At 37.7% G+C, this 18,219-nt stretch carries 23 protein-coding genes; 17 read left to right on the top strand and 6 right to left on the bottom strand.

Annotation, left to right across the window (positions count from 1 at the left end; genetic code table 11):
- The first annotated feature begins 17 nt into the window (after window positions 1-17).
- From ctaD to LQ50_RS06450, 4 genes are all read left to right on the top strand, one after another.
- Window positions 18-1,886: a cytochrome c oxidase subunit I gene (ctaD, locus tag LQ50_RS06465; protein WP_034627301.1), complete on the top strand. Its 1,869-nt coding sequence runs from the start codon at window positions 18-20 to the stop codon at window positions 1,884-1,886.
- 3 nt (window positions 1,887-1,889) lie between these two features.
- Window positions 1,890-2,504, top strand: coding sequence for a cytochrome (ubi)quinol oxidase subunit III (locus tag LQ50_RS06460; protein ID WP_034627298.1), 615 nt, complete (start codon window positions 1,890-1,892; stop codon window positions 2,502-2,504).
- A 13-nt stretch (window positions 2,505-2,517) separates the two neighbouring features.
- Window positions 2,518-2,862, top strand: a complete 345-nt coding sequence (locus LQ50_RS06455) for a cytochrome C oxidase subunit IV family protein (RefSeq protein ID WP_034627295.1) — start codon at window positions 2,518-2,520, stop codon at window positions 2,860-2,862.
- 179 nt (window positions 2,863-3,041) lie between these two features.
- Window positions 3,042-3,602 carry a DUF420 domain-containing protein gene (locus LQ50_RS06450; protein WP_034627294.1) on the top strand — a complete coding sequence of 187 codons (561 nt, stop codon included), beginning with the start codon at window positions 3,042-3,044 and terminating at the stop codon, window positions 3,600-3,602.
- 39 nt (window positions 3,603-3,641) lie between these two features.
- Here the strand turns inward: LQ50_RS06450 and ytvI are convergent, their stop codons facing one another.
- Window positions 3,642-4,700 carry a sporulation integral membrane protein YtvI gene (gene ytvI, locus LQ50_RS06445; protein ID WP_034627291.1) on the bottom strand — a complete coding sequence of 353 codons (1,059 nt, stop codon included), beginning with the start codon at window positions 4,698-4,700 and terminating at the stop codon, window positions 3,642-3,644.
- 171 nt (window positions 4,701-4,871) lie between these two features.
- Here ytvI and LQ50_RS06440 point away from each other — a divergent pair, with 171 nt between their 5' ends.
- A complete protein-coding gene (locus LQ50_RS06440) occupies window positions 4,872-5,321 on the top strand; it encodes a TcaA NTF2-like domain-containing protein (RefSeq protein WP_034627290.1) in 450 nt (149 codons plus the stop codon).
- A 31-nt stretch (window positions 5,322-5,352) separates the two neighbouring features.
- Here LQ50_RS06440 and LQ50_RS06435 read toward each other — a convergent pair whose 3' ends face one another.
- Complete coding sequence (locus LQ50_RS06435; protein ID WP_034627289.1) at window positions 5,353-5,703, bottom strand: YugN family protein; 351 nt, start codon at window positions 5,701-5,703, stop codon at window positions 5,353-5,355.
- Window positions 5,704-5,968: 265 nt separating this feature from the next.
- Here LQ50_RS06435 and LQ50_RS06430 point away from each other — a divergent pair, with 265 nt between their 5' ends.
- The 4 genes from LQ50_RS06430 (at window position 5,969) to LQ50_RS06415 (ending at window position 8,440) form a co-directional block, all read left to right on the top strand.
- Complete coding sequence (locus tag LQ50_RS06430; protein WP_034627287.1) at window positions 5,969-7,042, top strand: CAP domain-containing protein; 1,074 nt, start codon at window positions 5,969-5,971, stop codon at window positions 7,040-7,042.
- A 142-nt stretch (window positions 7,043-7,184) separates the two neighbouring features.
- On the top strand, window positions 7,185-7,607 hold the full coding sequence (locus LQ50_RS06425) for a YlbD family protein (RefSeq protein WP_034627286.1): 423 nt from the start codon (window positions 7,185-7,187) through the stop codon (window positions 7,605-7,607).
- Between the two features lie 28 nt (window positions 7,608-7,635).
- Complete coding sequence (locus tag LQ50_RS06420; RefSeq protein WP_034627285.1) at window positions 7,636-7,899, top strand: YlbE-like family protein; 264 nt, start codon at window positions 7,636-7,638, stop codon at window positions 7,897-7,899.
- 94 nt (window positions 7,900-7,993) lie between these two features.
- Window positions 7,994-8,440, top strand: coding sequence for a hypothetical protein (locus tag LQ50_RS06415; RefSeq protein ID WP_034627284.1), 447 nt, complete (start codon window positions 7,994-7,996; stop codon window positions 8,438-8,440).
- On the opposite strand, the gene LQ50_RS06410 is transcribed toward LQ50_RS06415, so the two are convergent.
- Window positions 8,433-9,200, bottom strand: coding sequence for an ATP-grasp domain-containing protein (locus LQ50_RS06410; RefSeq protein ID WP_034627282.1), 768 nt, complete (start codon window positions 9,198-9,200; stop codon window positions 8,433-8,435). The genes LQ50_RS06415 and LQ50_RS06410 overlap by 8 nt on opposite strands.
- Before the next feature lie 74 nt (window positions 9,201-9,274).
- Here LQ50_RS06410 and uvsE point away from each other — a divergent pair, with 74 nt between their 5' ends.
- Together uvsE and LQ50_RS06400 are read left to right on the top strand one after the other, a co-directional pair.
- Window positions 9,275-10,264 (top strand): UV DNA damage repair endonuclease UvsE, encoded by a 990-nt coding sequence (gene uvsE, locus LQ50_RS06405; protein ID WP_034627281.1) that lies wholly within the window; start codon window positions 9,275-9,277, stop codon window positions 10,262-10,264.
- A gap of 41 nt (window positions 10,265-10,305) precedes the next feature.
- Complete coding sequence (locus LQ50_RS06400; protein ID WP_034627280.1) at window positions 10,306-10,746, top strand: YlbF/YmcA family competence regulator; 441 nt, start codon at window positions 10,306-10,308, stop codon at window positions 10,744-10,746.
- A 112-nt stretch (window positions 10,747-10,858) separates the two neighbouring features.
- Here LQ50_RS06400 and LQ50_RS06395 read toward each other — a convergent pair whose 3' ends face one another.
- On the bottom strand, window positions 10,859-11,176 hold the full coding sequence (locus LQ50_RS06395; RefSeq protein WP_034627279.1) for a hypothetical protein: 318 nt from the start codon (window positions 11,174-11,176) through the stop codon (window positions 10,859-10,861).
- A 136-nt stretch (window positions 11,177-11,312) separates the two neighbouring features.
- On the opposite strand from LQ50_RS06395, the gene LQ50_RS06390 reads away from it, so the two are divergent.
- Window positions 11,313-11,591, top strand: a complete 279-nt coding sequence (locus tag LQ50_RS06390; RefSeq protein WP_034627277.1) for a YlbG family protein — start codon at window positions 11,313-11,315, stop codon at window positions 11,589-11,591.
- A gap of 197 nt (window positions 11,592-11,788) precedes the next feature.
- Window positions 11,789-13,030, top strand: coding sequence for an MFS transporter (locus LQ50_RS06385; RefSeq protein WP_034627275.1), 1,242 nt, complete (start codon window positions 11,789-11,791; stop codon window positions 13,028-13,030).
- A 56-nt stretch (window positions 13,031-13,086) separates the two neighbouring features.
- Here the strand turns inward: LQ50_RS06385 and LQ50_RS06380 are convergent, their stop codons facing one another.
- Window positions 13,087-13,476 carry a DUF7147 family protein gene (locus LQ50_RS06380; protein ID WP_034627274.1) on the bottom strand — a complete coding sequence of 130 codons (390 nt, stop codon included), beginning with the start codon at window positions 13,474-13,476 and terminating at the stop codon, window positions 13,087-13,089.
- A gap of 376 nt (window positions 13,477-13,852) precedes the next feature.
- Between LQ50_RS06380 and rsmD the strand changes: the two genes are divergently transcribed.
- Both rsmD and coaD read left to right on the top strand, forming a co-directional pair.
- Window positions 13,853-14,422, top strand: coding sequence for a 16S rRNA (guanine(966)-N(2))-methyltransferase RsmD (gene rsmD / locus LQ50_RS06375; RefSeq protein ID WP_034627273.1), 570 nt, complete (start codon window positions 13,853-13,855; stop codon window positions 14,420-14,422).
- Window positions 14,419-14,898 carry a pantetheine-phosphate adenylyltransferase gene (coaD, locus tag LQ50_RS06370; RefSeq protein WP_034627272.1) on the top strand — a complete coding sequence of 160 codons (480 nt, stop codon included), beginning with the start codon at window positions 14,419-14,421 and terminating at the stop codon, window positions 14,896-14,898. The genes rsmD and coaD overlap by 4 nt, the downstream gene beginning before the upstream one ends.
- A 103-nt stretch (window positions 14,899-15,001) precedes the next feature.
- On the opposite strand, the gene spoVV is transcribed toward coaD, so the two are convergent.
- Complete coding sequence (gene spoVV / locus LQ50_RS06365) at window positions 15,002-16,228, bottom strand: dipicolinic acid transporter SpoVV (protein WP_034627271.1); 1,227 nt, start codon at window positions 16,226-16,228, stop codon at window positions 15,002-15,004.
- A 125-nt stretch (window positions 16,229-16,353) separates the two neighbouring features.
- On the opposite strand from spoVV, the gene LQ50_RS06360 reads away from it, so the two are divergent.
- Complete coding sequence (locus LQ50_RS06360) at window positions 16,354-17,163, top strand: patatin-like phospholipase family protein (protein WP_034627269.1); 810 nt, start codon at window positions 16,354-16,356, stop codon at window positions 17,161-17,163.
- A complete protein-coding gene (locus LQ50_RS06355) occupies window positions 17,144-18,184 on the top strand; it encodes a SepM family pheromone-processing serine protease (protein ID WP_237563658.1) in 1,041 nt (346 codons plus the stop codon). Before LQ50_RS06360 ends, LQ50_RS06355 begins: the two co-directional genes overlap by 20 nt.
- The last annotated feature ends 35 nt before the right edge of the window (window positions 18,185-18,219 follow it).

Here is an 18,219-nt window from a genome sequence, read left to right as displayed (position 1 = left end):
AAAAGGAGGTAAACCCTTTGGCTGCACAAAAACAGGAAAAAAGCGTTATTTGGGATTGGTTAACAACAGTTGACCATAAAAAGCTTGGAATCATGTACTTGATTGCAGGGACGCTTTTCTTTGTAAAAGCTGGTGTGATGGCGCTCTTTATGCGTATCCAGCTTATGTATCCAGAGATGAATTTTTTAAGTGGTCAAACATTTAATGAATTCATTACGATGCATGGTACGATTATGCTATTCTTAGCTGCCACACCATTATTATTTGCATTTATGAACTATGTCATACCACTACAAATTGGGGCTCGAGACGTTGCGTTCCCTTTTGTGAACGCACTAGGTTTCTGGATCTTCCTATCAGGTGGTTTGTTACTTAGTATGAGTTGGTTCTTTGGTGGAGGACCTGACGCAGGTTGGACTGCGTATGTACCACTTTCAAGTCGCGATTATGGTGGAGTAGGTCTTGATTTTTATGTATTAGGTCTACAAGTATCAGGTATTGGTACACTAGTTTCAGCCATTAACTTCTTAGTAACAATTGTTAATATGCGTGCACCAGGAATGACAATGATGCGTTTACCATTGTTTGTATGGACATCATTCATTTCTTCAACATTAATTTTATTTGCATTTACACCACTTGCTGCTGGTCTTGCACTATTAATGTTAGACCGTATATTTGATGCACAGTACTTTATTCCAAATATGGGTGGTAATGTTGTTTTATGGCAACATATCTTCTGGATCTTTGGTCATCCAGAAGTATACATTCTTGTTTTACCTGCATTTGGTATTATTTCTGAGGTTATTCCAGCATTCTCAAGAAAGCGTCTATTCGGTTATACGGCAATGGTATTTGCTACGATGATTATTGCTTTCTTAGGATTCATGGTTTGGGCTCACCATATGTTTACAGTAGGTATGGGACCTGTAGCAAACTCAATCTTTGCGATTGCAACGATGACGATTGCAGTTCCAACTGGTATCAAAATCTTTAACTGGCTCTTTACAATGTGGGGCGGAAAAATTACGTTTAATACGGCAATGCTATTTGCTTCTTCATTCGTACCAACATTCGTACTTGGTGGGGTAACAGGGGTTATGCTTGCGATGGCGCCAGTTGACTACCTTTACCATGATACGTACTTTGTTGTTGCTCACTTCCATTACATTATCGTTGGTGGTATCGTGTTAGCATTGTTTGCTGGACTTTTCTATTGGTATCCAAAAATGTTTGGGCATATGTTAAATGAAACACTTGGAAAGCTTTTCTTCTGGGTATTCTATATTGGTTTCCATTTAACGTTCTTCGTTCAACATTTATTAGGTCTTATGGGTATGCCTCGTCGTGTATACACGTATCTTGGCGATCAAGGGCTTGATACATTTAACTTTATTAGTACAATTGGAACATTCTTCATGTCAGCAGGTGTGATCCTACTCGTGATTAATGTTATCTATTCTGCATTTAAAGGTGAGCGTGTAACAGTTGCAGATCCTTGGGATGCTCGTACACTTGAGTGGGCAGTTCCTACTCCAGTTCCAGAGTATAACTTTGCACAAACACCACAAGTTCGTTCATTAGATCCATTATTCTATGAAAAAATTCATGGTGATGGAACAATGAAACCAGCTGAACCTGTTCAAGCAATTCATATGCCAAATGGTTCAATCTTACCATTGATTATTTCAATCGGGTTATTCTTTGCAGGATTTGGATTTATTATGATGAATATGGAAAACCCTATAATGAATCCATGGATTGTTGCTATCGGTGGTTTAGTCATCACATTTGGAGCAATGTTTGTTCGCTCAGTGAAAGAGGATCATGGGTACTATGTTCCTGTAGAGCAAGTAAAAGCGGATCTGAAGAAAGGAGGAAACTAAGAAATGGCGGGACATGTAGATACTTCAAAAGGGCTTCCTTCGCATCCGGAGAGAGCGACATTAGAAGGTAAAAACAAATTTCTCGGTTTCTGGTTCTTCCTTGGCGGGGAAACAATACTTTTTGCAACGTTTTTTGGAACGTACCTAGGACTTCGAAACGGTGTTGCAGATGGTCCTACGTCACAAGAGTTGTTCCAATTACCACTTGTTTTCATTATGACGATGCTACTTTTAACAAGTAGTTTGACGAGTGTATTAGCTATGTTTGCAATGAAGAAAAACAAATTCGGCACATTTAAAATCTGGATGTGGATTACGGTTTTATTAGGTCTTGCATTCCTAGGATTTGAAATTTATGAATTCTATGAGTATGTGCATCATGGCTTAGGCTTTACAACAAGTGCGTTTGCATCTTCATTCTTCTCACTTGTTGGATTGCACGGTGCCCACGTTGCTTTTGGTTTGTGCTGGATTACTGTCCTACTTATTCGCTACAATAAGACGGGTATTACATTAACGAATGCTCCTAAGTTTTATTTAGCTAGTTTATACTGGCACTTCATTGACGTCGTGTGGGTATTTATCTTCACGGTTGTATATCTTATGGGAGTAGTATAAGGGGGGCTAGTACATGGCAGATAACTTAAGTACACCATTTGAGAAAAGTGCGATGACAGAAGAAGAAAAACGTCAGACGAGTAAGGAAATCCGTAAACAGATTATTGTGTTCGCGTTAATGATTTTCTTAACGATTATTTCGTTTTTAGCTGTCGGAGCAGATATTATTCCACGCTCATTTGCGATTCCGTTTATTTTACTGTTAGCATTGGTACAACTTGCACTGCAGTTGATATTCTTTATGCACTTGAAGGATAAGGATCATGGTTGGGCTACTGCGTTTATGATTTCTGGTATTTTTGTAACAGTTCCAACGATTGCAGCATTAATGTTGCTACTTGGTATTACAAAATACTAAATATTAGGAAGAGGTGACTCTAATTTTAGAGTCACCTCTTTTTTAGGGTGTGTTTTATTTCTAAGAAGTTTATGGCTTGATTATGTTTGTTCATGATATTGTAAAGAGCGATCACAGTACAAGCTTACTAATTTGGTGTATAATGAACACGTAAGAAAACTAGAAGAAGGCGTGATTAAATGAAAGGTCAACATAATCAAGGGGTCTTAAATCAACCTCATCGTAAGCGTAATTATAAACCTGCTATTATCATTATTACGATTTTAATTAACGGATTAGTCGCATTACTTGCCGGCTTACCTGGCGTTGAAAATTTCAATGCATTTGATGTGAAAATCCTTCCATTGATGAATGCAATCTTTAATAGTTTTACATTTATCTTTTTACTAGCTGCATTAATAGCGATAATGAAGAAAAATGTTGTTGTTCATCGTCGCTTCATATATACAGCTTTTATTACAACGACTCTATTTCTAGTCACGTATGTAGCCCACCATTTTCTATCTGCCTCTACACCATACGGAGGATCTGGTATTATGGCAGGTGTCTACTATTTTATATTAATTACCCATATTATATTAGCTGCAGTGATTGTACCTCTTGCATTAACATCTGTAGCCCGTGCATGGAATATGGAAGATGAGCGCCATCGCAAAATAGCTAGATGGACGATGCCGTTGTGGTTATATGTAAGTTTAACAGGTGTTCTCGTCTATATTATGATTTCACCATACTATTAAAAAAACTTGGTCACAATGTTGACCAAGTTTTTTCTTGTATTAGATTTTAACATTTAATTTAATAATTCCAGCTTCTTTTGCTGATGTAAAGGCAATGACAAGAAGGGGACCGATGACAAAACCCATAACGCCAAATAACATTAGACCTAGATACATCGCAATTAAAGTAGCTAAAGGTGATAAACCGATTTGTTGTCCCATTACTTTTGGTTCAACTGTTCGACGAATAATGAGTAACACGGCAGCTAAAATCAGTAGCTGAGTTCCTATTGTAGTGTTACCTGCAATGAATTGAAAAATAGCCCATGGTGCTAAAATAGCAATCGATCCAATTAATGGAATAAAATCTATTAACCAGATAATAAAAGCCATAAGCAATGCGTATTCTGGGACAATTAGTAATAGCCCAATTAGTGATACGATAAATATGATTATACTTACTAAAAATTGTGCTTTGAAAAATCCCCAAATCACAAAAGTTAACCTTGAGGTCATAAAATTAACCTTATCTTTTGTTCGATCTGATAGATAGGTAAAGGCTTTATTTTTTAATGAAGGTAATTCAAGCATAAAAAGGAACAAAGCAATTAAATAAACAATAAATGTAACTAAGTATCCGGGAATACTTGTAATTACTGATGCCACATCATTTATTAAATTACGTTCAGCAATCGTTGTTCGAATTGAATTTAAAGTATTGGTTACTTGTTCGTTAATTTCTTGAACAAGATCAGGTGGAAGATTTTGATATTCTTCTTCTAAACTTCGTTGGAAATTAAGCCAAGCACGATTAATATCATTAATATATTGTGGCAAGTTTTCAACAATTTGTGTTCCTTGCGTGACTGCTTGGGTTGTAATATAATAACCTGCTAGCCCAATAAAGAAAACAAATAATGTAAATACAATCATTACTGCTATGTTTCTCTTTAGTTTAGCTCGTTTATGTAACGCAGTGACAGCAGGTGTCAGAATAAGTGCTGTTACAAAAGCCGCAATAAGTGGAATCGATACAGGTAAGATAAAATAAGCTACAAGTAAAACGGCAAGAATGGTTAATATGATTATTATCGTTCTTTTTGTCATAAGTGCTGCCAATGTGAGACTCCTCTCTCGTAATGCTATCTTTATTATATTACGAACCTAATCAGATGAACAGGTTAATGACTTAATTTCCTAAAGTCGTCAATTTTAATCGTTACGGTTTCCTACCTGTTGTATGTTATAATCATGCGAAGATAAAAAATAGAGATAACAAGGAGAGTATAAATGAAAAGGCTGAGTATTTTTATCATGTTGTTGCTAGTTTTAACAGCATGTGGTTCTTCTGATCCTGAAGAGCTAACATTATTAGAAGGTGAACAAGCTGATGAAGTAGCTGATTATTTGCGCTCTTATAAGGAGAACATGATTGAATCAGTTAATACAGGGGATTTTAACAACTTAGAACCTTATTTAATTACAAACAATAGTTTCTATCATTCCTTAAGGCGTTATACGAGTGATTTGCATGGAGAGGGTACAACTAAACAATTGAATCAATTTGATGTCAACGCAGTATATGAAGATGAAATTGGAGAAATTCATGCAGATGTTGACGAAATGGTGACACTGTATGAACGAGGTGAAGAAAGTGAAATTTTTAGAGAATTACGATTCGAACTTGTTCGTGGCGGGGATGACTCATTGCGCATAGTAACAATTAAAGAAAGAAAATAAGACAACGAGGCGTGCCTCGTTGTCTTATTTCTTAATTTGTCTCGATGTTCTTTAAAAGCAACTCAAGCTTCTTATTACACTTATCAATAATTGGCTGTGGGAACGTCTCTCCTTCATATTCAACACCATGTGGATAATAGTGTTTTCCAAGCATTGGTGTCATAAGTTTAACAATGGTATCGTCTTTAGGAATATCTCCTTTAACTGCATATGCAGGAACACGAAGGTAATAGATATCTCCTTGATTGACAATTTTGTAATCAAATGTTACTCGTTGGTAATCCCATTGACCAGCATGAATAAAGCCAATAGATTCTGCAGCGTAACGAAGGGTTTCAAATTTTAATTCTTTGTCTGCAAGTTCAATATGTTCAAATTTCATTACGAATGCGCCTCCAATTTATCAAATATGTACTCTACTTATGATAGTATGAAAACTCTCCAGTTGCAATGAATTAATCATGAATGTTTTATGGATAAAATTTCTTCGACAGTATTGGTGACAGAAGCGACACAACCTTACATAGTTAGTGAAAGGATATGACAAGGTCAATTGCGAATTTTTTTATAGGAGTGACGAGAGTGTGTGTACTGCGATTGTTGTTAATAATGAACATAAGATTTTATAATCTGAGAGAGGGGACCATATGAAGAAAAAATATATGATATCAGGAATTATTTTGCTGTTTTTTTCAATTGTTTCATTTGAGCATCTATATGAGAAGCAAATAGTAGAGTGGTTTCAACAAACGAACTCCTATGAAGAAGAGATATTAGCTGCTGAGGAAGTATCTACCATTGTAGCGGAGCCAGATGAGGAGTTTGCTGTTTCTTTTGAGGACCATGAACATTTCATAGGGATGACAGAGGAGGAAATAAAAAATCAGTTTGGTGAGCCTGCACGAATTGATTTATCCGCATATGGATATGACTGGTGGATTTATCCAGAAAGCAATAATTCCTATATGCAAATAGGGATAGAAAAAGGAGAGGTAGTGACAGTCTTTCTTACAGGAAACATTCGGGGAGAGTGGCTATCTTTAGGAAAAACGTATCATGAGATAAATGAGTTAGTTCAATTTAAGGAAAGAGTTGAAGTAACCTCAAGTGATGGCGGAATGTATCAATTTGAATTAACAAATGATGACTTAAAGATGAGGCCACTTGGTCAGGTTGAAGATGTTTGGGTCCAGTTTTATTTTGATACTTATACGAATGAATTGTCGAGTGTGCGTATATTAGAGCAGGATGTTCTAATAAGGCAAAGACCATATTCAGTTTCTTATCGAGGTACGCCTCCTGACCGTCCAACTTTTTCAGAGGATGAATGGGCAGAGATTGAACAAGGAAATGCAAAACAAATTTTTGACTTTACCAACACTATTCGTACAAGACATGGATTAAAACCATTTGAATGGGCTGAAGATGTATCTACGGTTGCTTATTTACACAGTAAAGATATGAGTGAAAATGGCTATTTCTCACATACATCACCAAGCTACGGTGAAGTAGCAGATAGATTTGATCGTGGAGAGGTTCCTTTTATGTTAGCTGGAGAAAATATTGCGGCAAAGTACGTTGACGGATTGGCTTCAGTAGAAGGATGGTTAAACAGTGAAGGACATCGCGTAAATCTGTTACACGAAGAATTTACCCATTTAGGGGTAGGGGTATTTAGGGAGCACTACACCCAAAACTTCTTGACGCCATGGCAACTCTGATTTGGAAAAAATATACAGAGGCACTGAAAAAGAAACCCATCTTTTTCAGTGCTTTTCTAATTAATTACATATAGTTTTCGTGAACGTTGGACTGGGCAACTGTGTAAACTATTATAAAGATGAGAAAAGGAGGATGCAGAATATGGAATCTAGACAGAAGTTACATCCTTCTGTACAAGAATTTAAGCAATTCGTGAAGTCCCACCCACATTTGCTAAAGCAAGTAAAGGAAAACCAGAAGACGCTTCAAGAACTGTTTGAAGAATGGAGTGTATTAGGCAGTGAGCATGAGCAATGGGCGAATACTCCGAACGTGGGAGAGGATCAAGCTGCCAATACGGCAGAGGAAGCAGAAACTGAAAATTCATCCAAAAGTGCAAGTGATACACTTGGACAGATTATGGGACTCGTCAAACGCATGAATGTTGATGACCTTCAACATCATTTAACGCAATTTAGTTCAGTCTTGTCAAATGTTCAAAACGTTATTCAATCATTTCAAAAGCCTTCAAATCAGCCAAATCAGAGGCAACAAGACCACCCATTCTCATTTCGTAGGGATTAATTTATTTTTATAGGAGGAGGAGATCACTTTGAGAGCTGATGTACAACAGATGCTTTTTGAACGACCAGAATTACGACATTATATGCGTCAGCATCCTAATTGGTATCGCAAATTATCAAGAGATCCTAGTCAAATACCAGCCTTAGAAAAGGAGGCAAATCAGTTTTACGGACGGACACTTCCTCAACGAGTAGAAAAGGTTCAAAATTCTCTTGGGCTTGTTATGATGATGATGGAAATGTTAAAAATGGGGCAATCAACTGTTGTTGATTCACATGGGCCTGTCCAATAAATGGCAGGTCTATTTTTTTTGCTACGAAATGGACGAATAGAAGGTTGAAGGAAGTGAGAGGATAAAGGTGACAAAATATAGGAGGAAAAGGGAAATGGTGAAACCTGCAACTATTTTAGCAAATGTTCTAATTTTTATCTCAATCTTTTCACCGATTGTTAGTGCCAATTCAGACTTCACGGAAAATAACGACCTTCAAGATTTACATATAGTTCCGTTTCAAAATACAGGAGTTGTTCAGATACAAGTAGGTGGGAAAAGAGAATTAGACGTCTATCATGAGGTTAGGCAAAATGATTTGTTTGTTGAGTGTTTTGTTAACCATTTTTCGTTTAATCATGAAAAAGCCGGGGCTCTTCACCAAGAAGGAGAAGGGCATATCCGGCTTTATATTAACGATGAGCATGTCGGTACTCTTTATGAACCTGCCTTCCTTATTGAAGATCTTTCTTCCGGGGAATATGAGATTCGAGTAGTGGTTGTGAAAAATGATTTAACTTCATATGAACTTGAAGAATCATTTGTCGTAACCATTAATTGACGGTGTTTTGGAGATGCTTGTAGATCGTTTTCTCAATGGAGACACCTAATTGTTGAAACCCTTGATTTCCAAAAAGAGTGTTAAATTCAAGAAAATAATACTTTCCACCAACGGAAACGACATCAAAACCAGCATGGTTAACCCCTAAACTCCTAGCGGTTGTCCGGACAAGATCCAAAGCCTCTTCCGGAATGGCGTCAAAGGAAATGCGGGCACCTTGGGCGACATTATTACGGAATGAATTGCGTTCATTAATTCGCCAATATGCAGCGATCACATCATCTCCTACAAAGCAAACGCGTAAGTCTCGATCAATTGGCAAGTACTCCTGAACGTAAAAATAGGGGTTGTTTTCAGCATATTCATTAAATTGCTTATGATTTTCAATCAGAAAGACGCCTTTGCCCATTGAATTGCGGATTTCTTTTGCTACAAAAGGAAAAGGAAATTCTTCAAAAACCTTATTAATATTATCGTGATTTCGACCTAATATAACCGTTTTTGGTACATGATCGGGACATACACTCCATAGAGCGCGAGTTACTTCGATTTTATTAAAGCCCATTTGGATGGATTGAATGCTAGGGAAGATCGCTTTCTTCATTCCATAGACAAGTGCATTTACTTGCCAGTTTTCAGGAAATAAGCATACATCTGCTTGAGCAATCTTTTCACGTTCGTCAAACATGCGCTCAGGTTTCACATACTGGATACCAGGCATTCCAATTGTTCGAAATGGGTTAAATGTTACAATCTTCATTTGTTCAGCTCACCTTCTATACACAATTAAACAAGTCGAGTGAATTATAGACAAACTCAGGAGGGAAGTCAATCATGGATAAATCATTCAAGGTCCGTCTAGGGTATGTAGCAATGAGTGTGATGTTACAGAATGCGTCTCCTTCTCAAACGATGACGGTGAAGCAGTTTGAACAAATTGCAGATTACGAAGCGGGGGTTCGAAAATTAGAACGGATTGCTTTATCTAACTTAGACAATTGTTTTCGGTTGTTAAAGCACAATAAAGCTCATGATATTTCCTTTTTCCGTTTATCTTCTCGTCTTGTTCCTCTAGCAAATCATCCATTAACTGAGGGATGGAAATATGAGAAAGCATTAGCACCATTATTAAAAAAGTTAGGTGAATTTATACAGCAAGAAAACATGAGAGTAGATTTTCATCCTGATCATTTTGTTGTATTAAATAATAATTCTAAAGAAATCTTACAACAATCATTACGCACTCTCATTATGCACTATAAATTAATAAAGGGGATGGGGATGTCTCATGTCCATCGTTGTGTCTTACATATTGGAGGGAAGAAAGAAGGTCGAGAAGAAGGATTAGAGCAATTTATTGAAAATTTTGCAAAGGTACCAAGAGTCATACAAGAGATGATTATGTTAGAAAATGATGATGTGAACTATAAGGTCGAAGATGTGTTATACATAGGAGAGAAGTTACATATTCCTGTTATATTAGATCTTCACCATTTTGATGTGCTTCATGAATCAACCGACTTACTTTCGTTGTGGGAGCGAGTCGTACAGACGTGGAAACGTAGCCCGTTGCCAATTAAAATCCACATTTCGAGTCCGAAAGATGGAGAAACCGATCGGAAGCATCATGATTATATTGATGTTCAAAGGTTCTATGATTTTTTGACCTTGATATCAGGTACAGTTGATCAAGTGGATGTTATGATCGAAGCAAAACAAAAAGATGAGGCTCTATTAAAGTTATTTGAAGAATTATCCCAAATAGATAATATTCAAGCTCAGAATCCTTCTTCTATTACGATTAATAGCACACGATTATCTTAAATGATTAAGACGTGTTATAATGTTTGCTAGGAGGTGTGAGTATGCTCGCAACTATTTCAACATACGAGTTGATTGACGAAGCTTGTGAACTTGGTCAAGCAGTTATTAAGTCTGATGTCTATCAGCAATATATGCTAGCAAAGAAAGAGCTACAAGCAGACCCTGATGCGCAAGAGAAGATTCGTCAGTTTAATCAACTAAAGGATCAATATGAAGAAGTACAACGCTTTGGGAAATATCACCCAGATTACGATAAAGTTTCAAAAGATATAAGGCAAGTGAAACGAGAGGTCGATTTAACTGAAACCGTAACTGTATTCAAAAAAGCAGAACGTGAATTGGAATCTTTATTGAATGAAATAAGTGAAATCATTGCAAGAGCTGTTTCTCATACGATAAAGGTCCCGACAGGAAATCCTTTTTTCGATAATATGTCATGTAGTGGTGGATGTAGTACAGGTGGGGGCTGCGGCTGCAGTTAAAACATAGGGGGTGTCTCAAAAGGTCAAAATCAGACCTTTTGAGACACCCCCTCTTCTGAACGTAGAGAGTTTATCTAAAATCAAAAACAATTGGTAGAAGGGTAGCTCCTTTTTATTTTAGACGGATACAGTTTGTACAGCTGTTTCCACAGCAGAAAAGCTTTTCTTGTGGTACTTTAAAACGAATATGATAGACAAATGTCTGATGTTGCATTCGGACGAAAGAGATGTCGCAAGTGAGTCTTTTTCCAATCATCGCTTTTTTAGATGATTGAGTAAGGAGGTTTTCTAACTGTGATTTACTAATAGGACTTGTTAATTCAAGATAGACAAAAGGCTGACCGCCAAACTTCTTTTTTTGAATGGAGCGAATGCATGTTTCTTGTTCTAAGTTTTTAATAAAGGAAATCCAAATTATGTCGAGATCCATTTTCATCATCCTTTTATTAAAGCTAGTTAGTAATAAGATAATCTTAATGTTCGATTATGACAACTACATCTATTGCTGGAAAGGAAAGAACATGCTAGACTAAACAAAGAGTACTCTTTAGGAGGAGAACAAATTTATGCTAGGTTCAAAGCGGCAAGGAGTGGCAGTATGGCTAACTTCATTAAAGTTTGCTAGACAGCTGCGACGGTTTGGTAATGTCCATTATGTCTCAAAAAAAATGAAATATGTTATTTTTTATTGTGATCAAGAAAAGGTGGATGAGACAATTAAGAAATTACAAGCATTTCCCTTTGTACGTGATGTGAAGCCTTCGATGCGTCCTTTTATCGAGACGGAATTCCAAAACGCAAAACCAGATAAAGCAAAAGAATATGACTATAAAATGGGAATATAAAAACGATTCTGTATGGAAGCTGAATGCGGCTATTACGGAGTCGTTTTTTCTTTGTCTAAAATTGGATAAAAACGGGAGGTAGAGTGATCTTTTAGATGGAAAGTAAGGACATAGGAACACATATAACACATAACGAAAGTTGATTATTTCGTATACCGAAATTTATAATGGAAGGAAGATCAAAAGGAAGTGGTTGTATGGTAAGTTGGAAACGAAATTTATGGATTTTAGTCATTAGTCAATTTATTGTAATTAGTGCTATGACAATGATCATTCCTTTTCTTCCTCTTTATTTGCAAGAGTTAGGTGTTTCGAATCCAGATACATTGAGTATCTGGGCAGGGGCTATTTTCGGTGCAAATTTCTTAACAGCTTTTTTGTTTTCCCCTTTTTGGGGGAGAATGGGGGATAAATATGGCCGTAAAATGATGATATTACGGTCGGGGTTTGGAATGGCGTTGTTTATCAGTTTAACAGGCTTTGCCACGGGGCCAGTTACATTGTTGCTACTTAGATTATTAAATGGTGTAGTTTCTGGATTTATACCAGCATCAATTGGCCTTGTCTCAACGAATACACCAAAGGAACGAGTAGGCTATGCATTAGGCCTTTTGCAATCAGGATCCGTTTCTGGGGCTATTTGCGGTCCGCTTATTGGAGGTGTTTTAGCCCAAGCTTTTGGATATCGTGTCGTTTTTTTTGTGACCGGTTTGTGCATACTCCTTGCAACATTTGTTGTCCTCTTTTTTGTTCAAGAGACATTTACACCGGTTAAGACAAAAGAGAAAACTAGCACTTTGGCTGAATTTAAATTCATAACAAAGAAGAAGCCGGTTTTATCACTTTATGTCGTCATTTTTTTAATACAATTTGCTGTCATGGGGGTCAATCCGTTACTATCCTTATTTGTTGAAGAATTGACTTCTCCTGCAACCGTTGCCTTCTATGCAGGTGTCGCCATTTCAGTAATGGGGTTTGCAAATATGCTCACCTCACCACAATTAGGAAAGTTAAGTGATAAAAAAGGGGCGCAGCATGTTTTAATTTACTCTATGCTAGGGGTAGCCTTATTTTCAATTCCACAAGCATTTGTAACAGATGTTTGGCAATTAATATGCTTACGGTTTTTAATTGGCTTATGTTTAGGAGGATTATTACCTGCTGTTAATACACTTATTCGTCTCCATGCACCAATGGGGATGGAAAGTAGGACTTATGGGTTTTCTAATAGTGCAATGTACCTTGGAACGATGTTAGGACCAACATTAGGCGGGATGGTTGTGTCTGCGGTAGGTATTCGGGGGTTATTTTTCGTTTGTGCGTTCGTCCTGCTAATAAATGTCCTGATTGTAAAAATAAAAGTGTTGCCAAGTGCCAATAAAGTTTTTTATAACGAGAAAGTAAGAAGAGAAGAAAAAGATGCTCCATCACATTCTTAATAGAAAACCCCGTAATGAAGTGACCCCTTCACACGGGTTATAAGCATTCAAGTCAGTTAAGTAAGTGGGGGAATGTACCGATTCATTCGAAGAACTCCAATAAGGTATTGAAAATATAAATCTTTTTCCTCGAATTCACGAGATGATTTCACTTTTAATTTGTAAATGGGCATGTTTAATTCCTTAGACAATTGCTCAAATAAAAGGTAGCGTTCAGTTGCTCGAATGTCAGGATTATGAATTCCTTCTAAACATATATATAGGGGCATCATCTTACCAGGAGATGCAGGCGTTAATACGAGTACGAGCGAACTTTTTTCTTGGTTATCATATGCTGTGTCAAGACGTAATAGCATATGTACTCTAGATTGATTAGACCTTCCTAGTTCTAATAATTCATATAAATCATTGTAGCCTTCCCCCAAGGTAATAAATCGTTGAATCATGATCAATGACCTCTTTCTTTTGCATGATTGATTGAAAACGTAAATGTAGCATGATTCAAGGAATATGTCGAGCGAAAAAAATCCTCGCAAGGAATCCTTGCGAGGTGCCCATACACATACTTATGTATGCCATGAGGCTATGGGAGAGGAGAAACCGGAGGAAGAACTTATGGGGAAACGTAAGCCTTCTCCGCGGTTGTAGCAACACAATAAGTGCTACTAATTGAAGTATGACCAGAGTTTTTCTATTCCATACGTACTAGTAGAAAAAATTCACATATTTTGTTTAAATTTTCACTGATATGTTTGTCTAAATGATCTCCGTATGATACTTTTGAAATAATTAAGGTAACTAGGTAGAAGAGGATGAGGTATTGTGAGGGTTATATCAGGAGAGAAAAGAGGATTGCCGTTAAAAGCAGTTCCGGGTTCGTCAACTAGACCAACAACTGACAAAGTGAAAGAATCAATTTTTAATATGATCGGTCCGTATTTTTCTGGAGGGGTAGCACTTGATTTATATGCAGGAAGCGGAGGTTTAGGAATTGAAGCGATTAGTCGTGGAGTAGCTCAAACAATTTTTGTTGATCAAAATAAAAAAGCGATAGTTACCATTAAACAGAATTTGCAACAATGTCATTTTGAAGACCGTTCCGAAGTGTATCGAAATGACGCAAGTCGGGCACTAAAAGCGTTAATTAAAAGAGAGCTATCCTTTGCATTAATTTTCTTAGACCCACCGTATGCAAAGCAAAACATTGTCAATGAAATAAGTATCATCTTTGATCACCAGCTGCTTGAACAAAGTGGTGTAATAGTTTGTGAGCATACAAGTACCGTTGATTTGCCGAATGTAATCGGTTCTGGGATAAAGAGTCGCGCAGAAACTTATGGTGATACGACGATTTCAATTTATACATATAAAGAGGGAGTGGTGGCAACATGACAAGTATTGCAGTTTGCCCAGGTAGTTTTGACCCGGTTACTTTAGGTCATCTTGATATTATTTCTCGTGGGGCTTCAGTGTTTGATAAGGTGATTGTAGCGGTTCTTCATAATCGAAATAAACAACCGATGTTTACAGTAGAGGAACGGGTTTCTTTGCTCTGTGAAGCAACGAAGGATCTAGAGAACGTAGAGGTCGATTCGTTTAATGGATTATTAATTGATTATGTAAAAGAAAAAAAGGCAAATGCCATTATTCGCGGTTTGCGTGCTGTTTCAGATTTTGAATATGAAATGCAAGCAGCATCCATTAACAAAAAATTAGGTCCAGAGATTGAAACGTTCTTTATGATGACGAATAATCATTATTCTTACTTAAGTTCGAGTATCGTTAAAGAAGTAGCAAAATATAATGCTGACGTTTCAGATATTGTTCCCAATGTTGTGGCAGAAGCACTAAAAAAGAAATTTAAGTAGAAAAAGGGACCGGTCTTAAAATTTTGGAACTAGTTGCGGGGATGTCCCAAAAGGTAAAAATCTTTTGGGACATCCCCTTTGACTTTGTTTGAGTGTGGCCTGATCATTCTGCGTTGGACAATGCATTTCTAGCGGTTACTAGGATAAAAAGTATGAGCATAATTAAAGTAAATAATGGTCCATATTGAGTTATTAAATTCCAAGCGGCGTGGAACCATGAACTAGACTGTTCCCGTAAAAAAACAGGGATGGCTTGCCACTGGTCGCCCGATGCTTTTTGATTAATATAAAATGGATGCCAGAATAAAAAGACAAGGAACGCCGCGAAGAAACCATGAATCAATCTGGATATGAAAAATGGTTTAAATCGAATATCTGTTTCAGCAAGTATACTGGCTACTTGTGCTTGGATGGAAAAGCCGCTGAATGCTAGGATGAAGCTTGAGACAATGACTTGCTCAAGTAAGCTCACAGATGTCGTTTCACTTGCCATTTGTGCTCCAAGGGTCATTTCGAAAAGACCAGATATAATGGAGGAATTCAAGTCACTAGGTAAATGAAAAAATGTAAGAACGACAGAAAAGAATGAACCTAGTAGGGCAACAACTCCAACAAGGCTTAATATTTTATTTAGAACTGAAAATAAAATAATAAAACCACCGATCATAAGTAGCGTTCTAACTGATGACTGGACAGCATCTCCAAGTAACTTTCCAATTGGACGACCATCCTTGATCCGTTCCTCATGGAGCAGGTGAAATGCTGCTAAGACCCCGCTTACTTTCGGTTTTTGAGGAGGACTAGCCGCCTCTTCTTCCCGACCGTGAAAGCGCATGATTAATCCAACAAAAATGTTTCCTAAGTAGTGAGCCAGGGCTAATACAATACCCAGAGCAGCATTGTGAAAAAAACCGACGGCGATGGCACCAAAAATAAAGAGTGGATTTGCCGAGCTTGTGAAACATACTAAACGTTCTGCCTCTATCCTGGACAGTTTCTTTTCTTGGCGAAGTCTTGCGGTGATTTTCGCACCTGCTGGGTTGCCAGATGCCAGTCCCATCGCCCATACAAATCCACCAACTCCTGGAACTCGAAATAATGGGCGCATTAATGGTTCTAACAATACCCCGATGAATGTCACGACTCCAAAGCCAATTAATAGTTCAGATACTATAAAGAATGGCAAAAGCGAAGGGAAGACAACGTCCCACCAAATTTCTAGACCTCGAATCGATCCTTCGAGAGCTTCTTGTGGAAATATCATTAGCGAGGCTGCTAATAAAATACTCATTAGAGCGAGAGTGAGTGTTTTTATCATGGATAATTGCATTGTATAGCTGCCTCCTTTTATGTAACATCCAAACGAACATGTCCATAATATAACTATACGTATACAAGCTCGTAATAGACCATATGATTTACATTGAGTCAGGTAAAAAGTAAGGAGAGGATAGAATGGGGGAACAGCGACCAAAAATCGGTCTTGCTCTTGGTTCGGGCGGGGCCCGGGGTTTTGCCCATATAGGCATACTTAAAGTATTAGAAGAAGAAAAAATACCAATTGACTTTATTGCTGGTAGCAGCATGGGAGCACTTGTTGGAAGTTTGTATGGAGTCGGACAGTCCCCTGATAATCTTAAACAATTTGCGATGTTATTTCGAAGGAAATACTTCATTGATTTTGTTGTACCTAAATTGGGATTTGTAGCTGGGTTAAAAGCAAAAGAGGTCATTCGTATGTTAGCAAAAAATAAAAAATTAGAAGAGTTGGATCCTCCAGTAGCTGTTGTTGCCACCGATATAAAGAATGGGGAACGAGTTGTGTTGAAACAGGGAGATGTCGCAGCGGCTGTAAGGGCAAGTATTTCCATACCGGGTATATTTGTACCAGAAAAAATTGATGGCCGTTTATTAGTCGATGGAGGTGTTATTGATCGTGTTCCGGTCTCAGTAGTGAAAGAAATGGGTGCGGATGTTACAATAGCAGTTGACGTTTCATATTTCCGGACAGAACCTGAACTACATACTGTTTACGATGTAATTATGCAAAGTATGGATATTATGGCTCGTGAAATGGTTCGTGTGCAGGAATTTGATAGTTCGGTCATGATCCGGCCAATTGTTAAGCATTCTAGCTCTCTTGATTTTTCTGAAGTAGAAGCATTAATCGAGCGAGGGGAAGAAGCAACAAGAGACAAATTAGCTGAAATAAGAAGGTGCATTGAACATTGGAAGGAGAACAAGGATGAAAGGGTCAATGATTAAAAAGAGGTGGATTTTCCTCATCATTGTAATATTATTTCTTCAATTCTATCAGCTGCCCTATTATTATTCACAGCCAGGGGGAGCAAAAGTACTAGATGAAGTTATATCTGTAGATGGAGGATTTACAGAAGAAGAAGGATCTTTTATGTTAACAACGGTTCAAATGGGGAAAGCAAACTTATTCTTTTATGGATGGGCCCACCTGAGCCCTTATCGTATGATTTATCCAGAGGAACAGCTTCGTTTCGAAGGGGAAACAGACGATGAGTATCAGCACCGTCAATTAATGGCAATGACAGGTTCTCAAGAAATTGCTAAAATTGTTGCCTATGAAGCAGCGGGGATGGAAGTTGAGTATGAACATAAGGGAGTATTAGTGACCACATTGATTGAAGGGATGCCAGCTTACGATGTCTTGAAAATAGGGGATCATATTATTGCTGTAAATGGAAAAGAGGTTCTTACAGCTGAACAATTAATAGACCAGCTACAAGGAATGGATGAATCGATTACGGTTGATTTAACCGTAATTCGTGAGGGGCAAGAGCAAATAATTGAAGTTGGCTTTTCAGCTTTTCCAAAAGAGATGAATGCACCTCCTGGAAGAGTAGGCATCGGAGTTTCTGCTCCCGTTACGGATCGAGAGGTGACGTTTCACCCAGAGGTAACAATTGATACGAGTCAGATTGGAGGACCGTCGGCAGGCTTGATGTTTTCTCTAGAAATTTATAATCAATTAGTATCTGAAGATATTACAAAAGGCTATCAAGTTGCTGGCACTGGGACGATTAATGAGGAAGGAATCGTAGGAAGGATCGGAGGGGCTGGTCAAAAGGTAGTTGCTGCTGATAAAGCAGGGGCAGATTATTTCTTTGCTCCAAATGAAGGCGGGGCAAGCGATTCAAATTTTATTGAGGCAAAAAAAGCTGCAGAAGATATTGGAACGGATATGCAAATCATAGCCATTGATACGTTTGATGAAGCGATTGCCTTTTTACAGTCGCTTCCGGAAAAATCATAATCCATGAGGCGATCTAAAAAGGTCAAAAAACGGAC

Origin of the sequence: Halalkalibacter okhensis (genome assembly GCF_000787375.1) — a bacterium.
GTDB classification, from domain to species: domain Bacteria; phylum Bacillota; class Bacilli; order Bacillales; family Bacillaceae_D; genus Halalkalibacter; species Halalkalibacter okhensis.
This window is presented reverse-complemented; position numbering and strand designations above follow the sequence as displayed.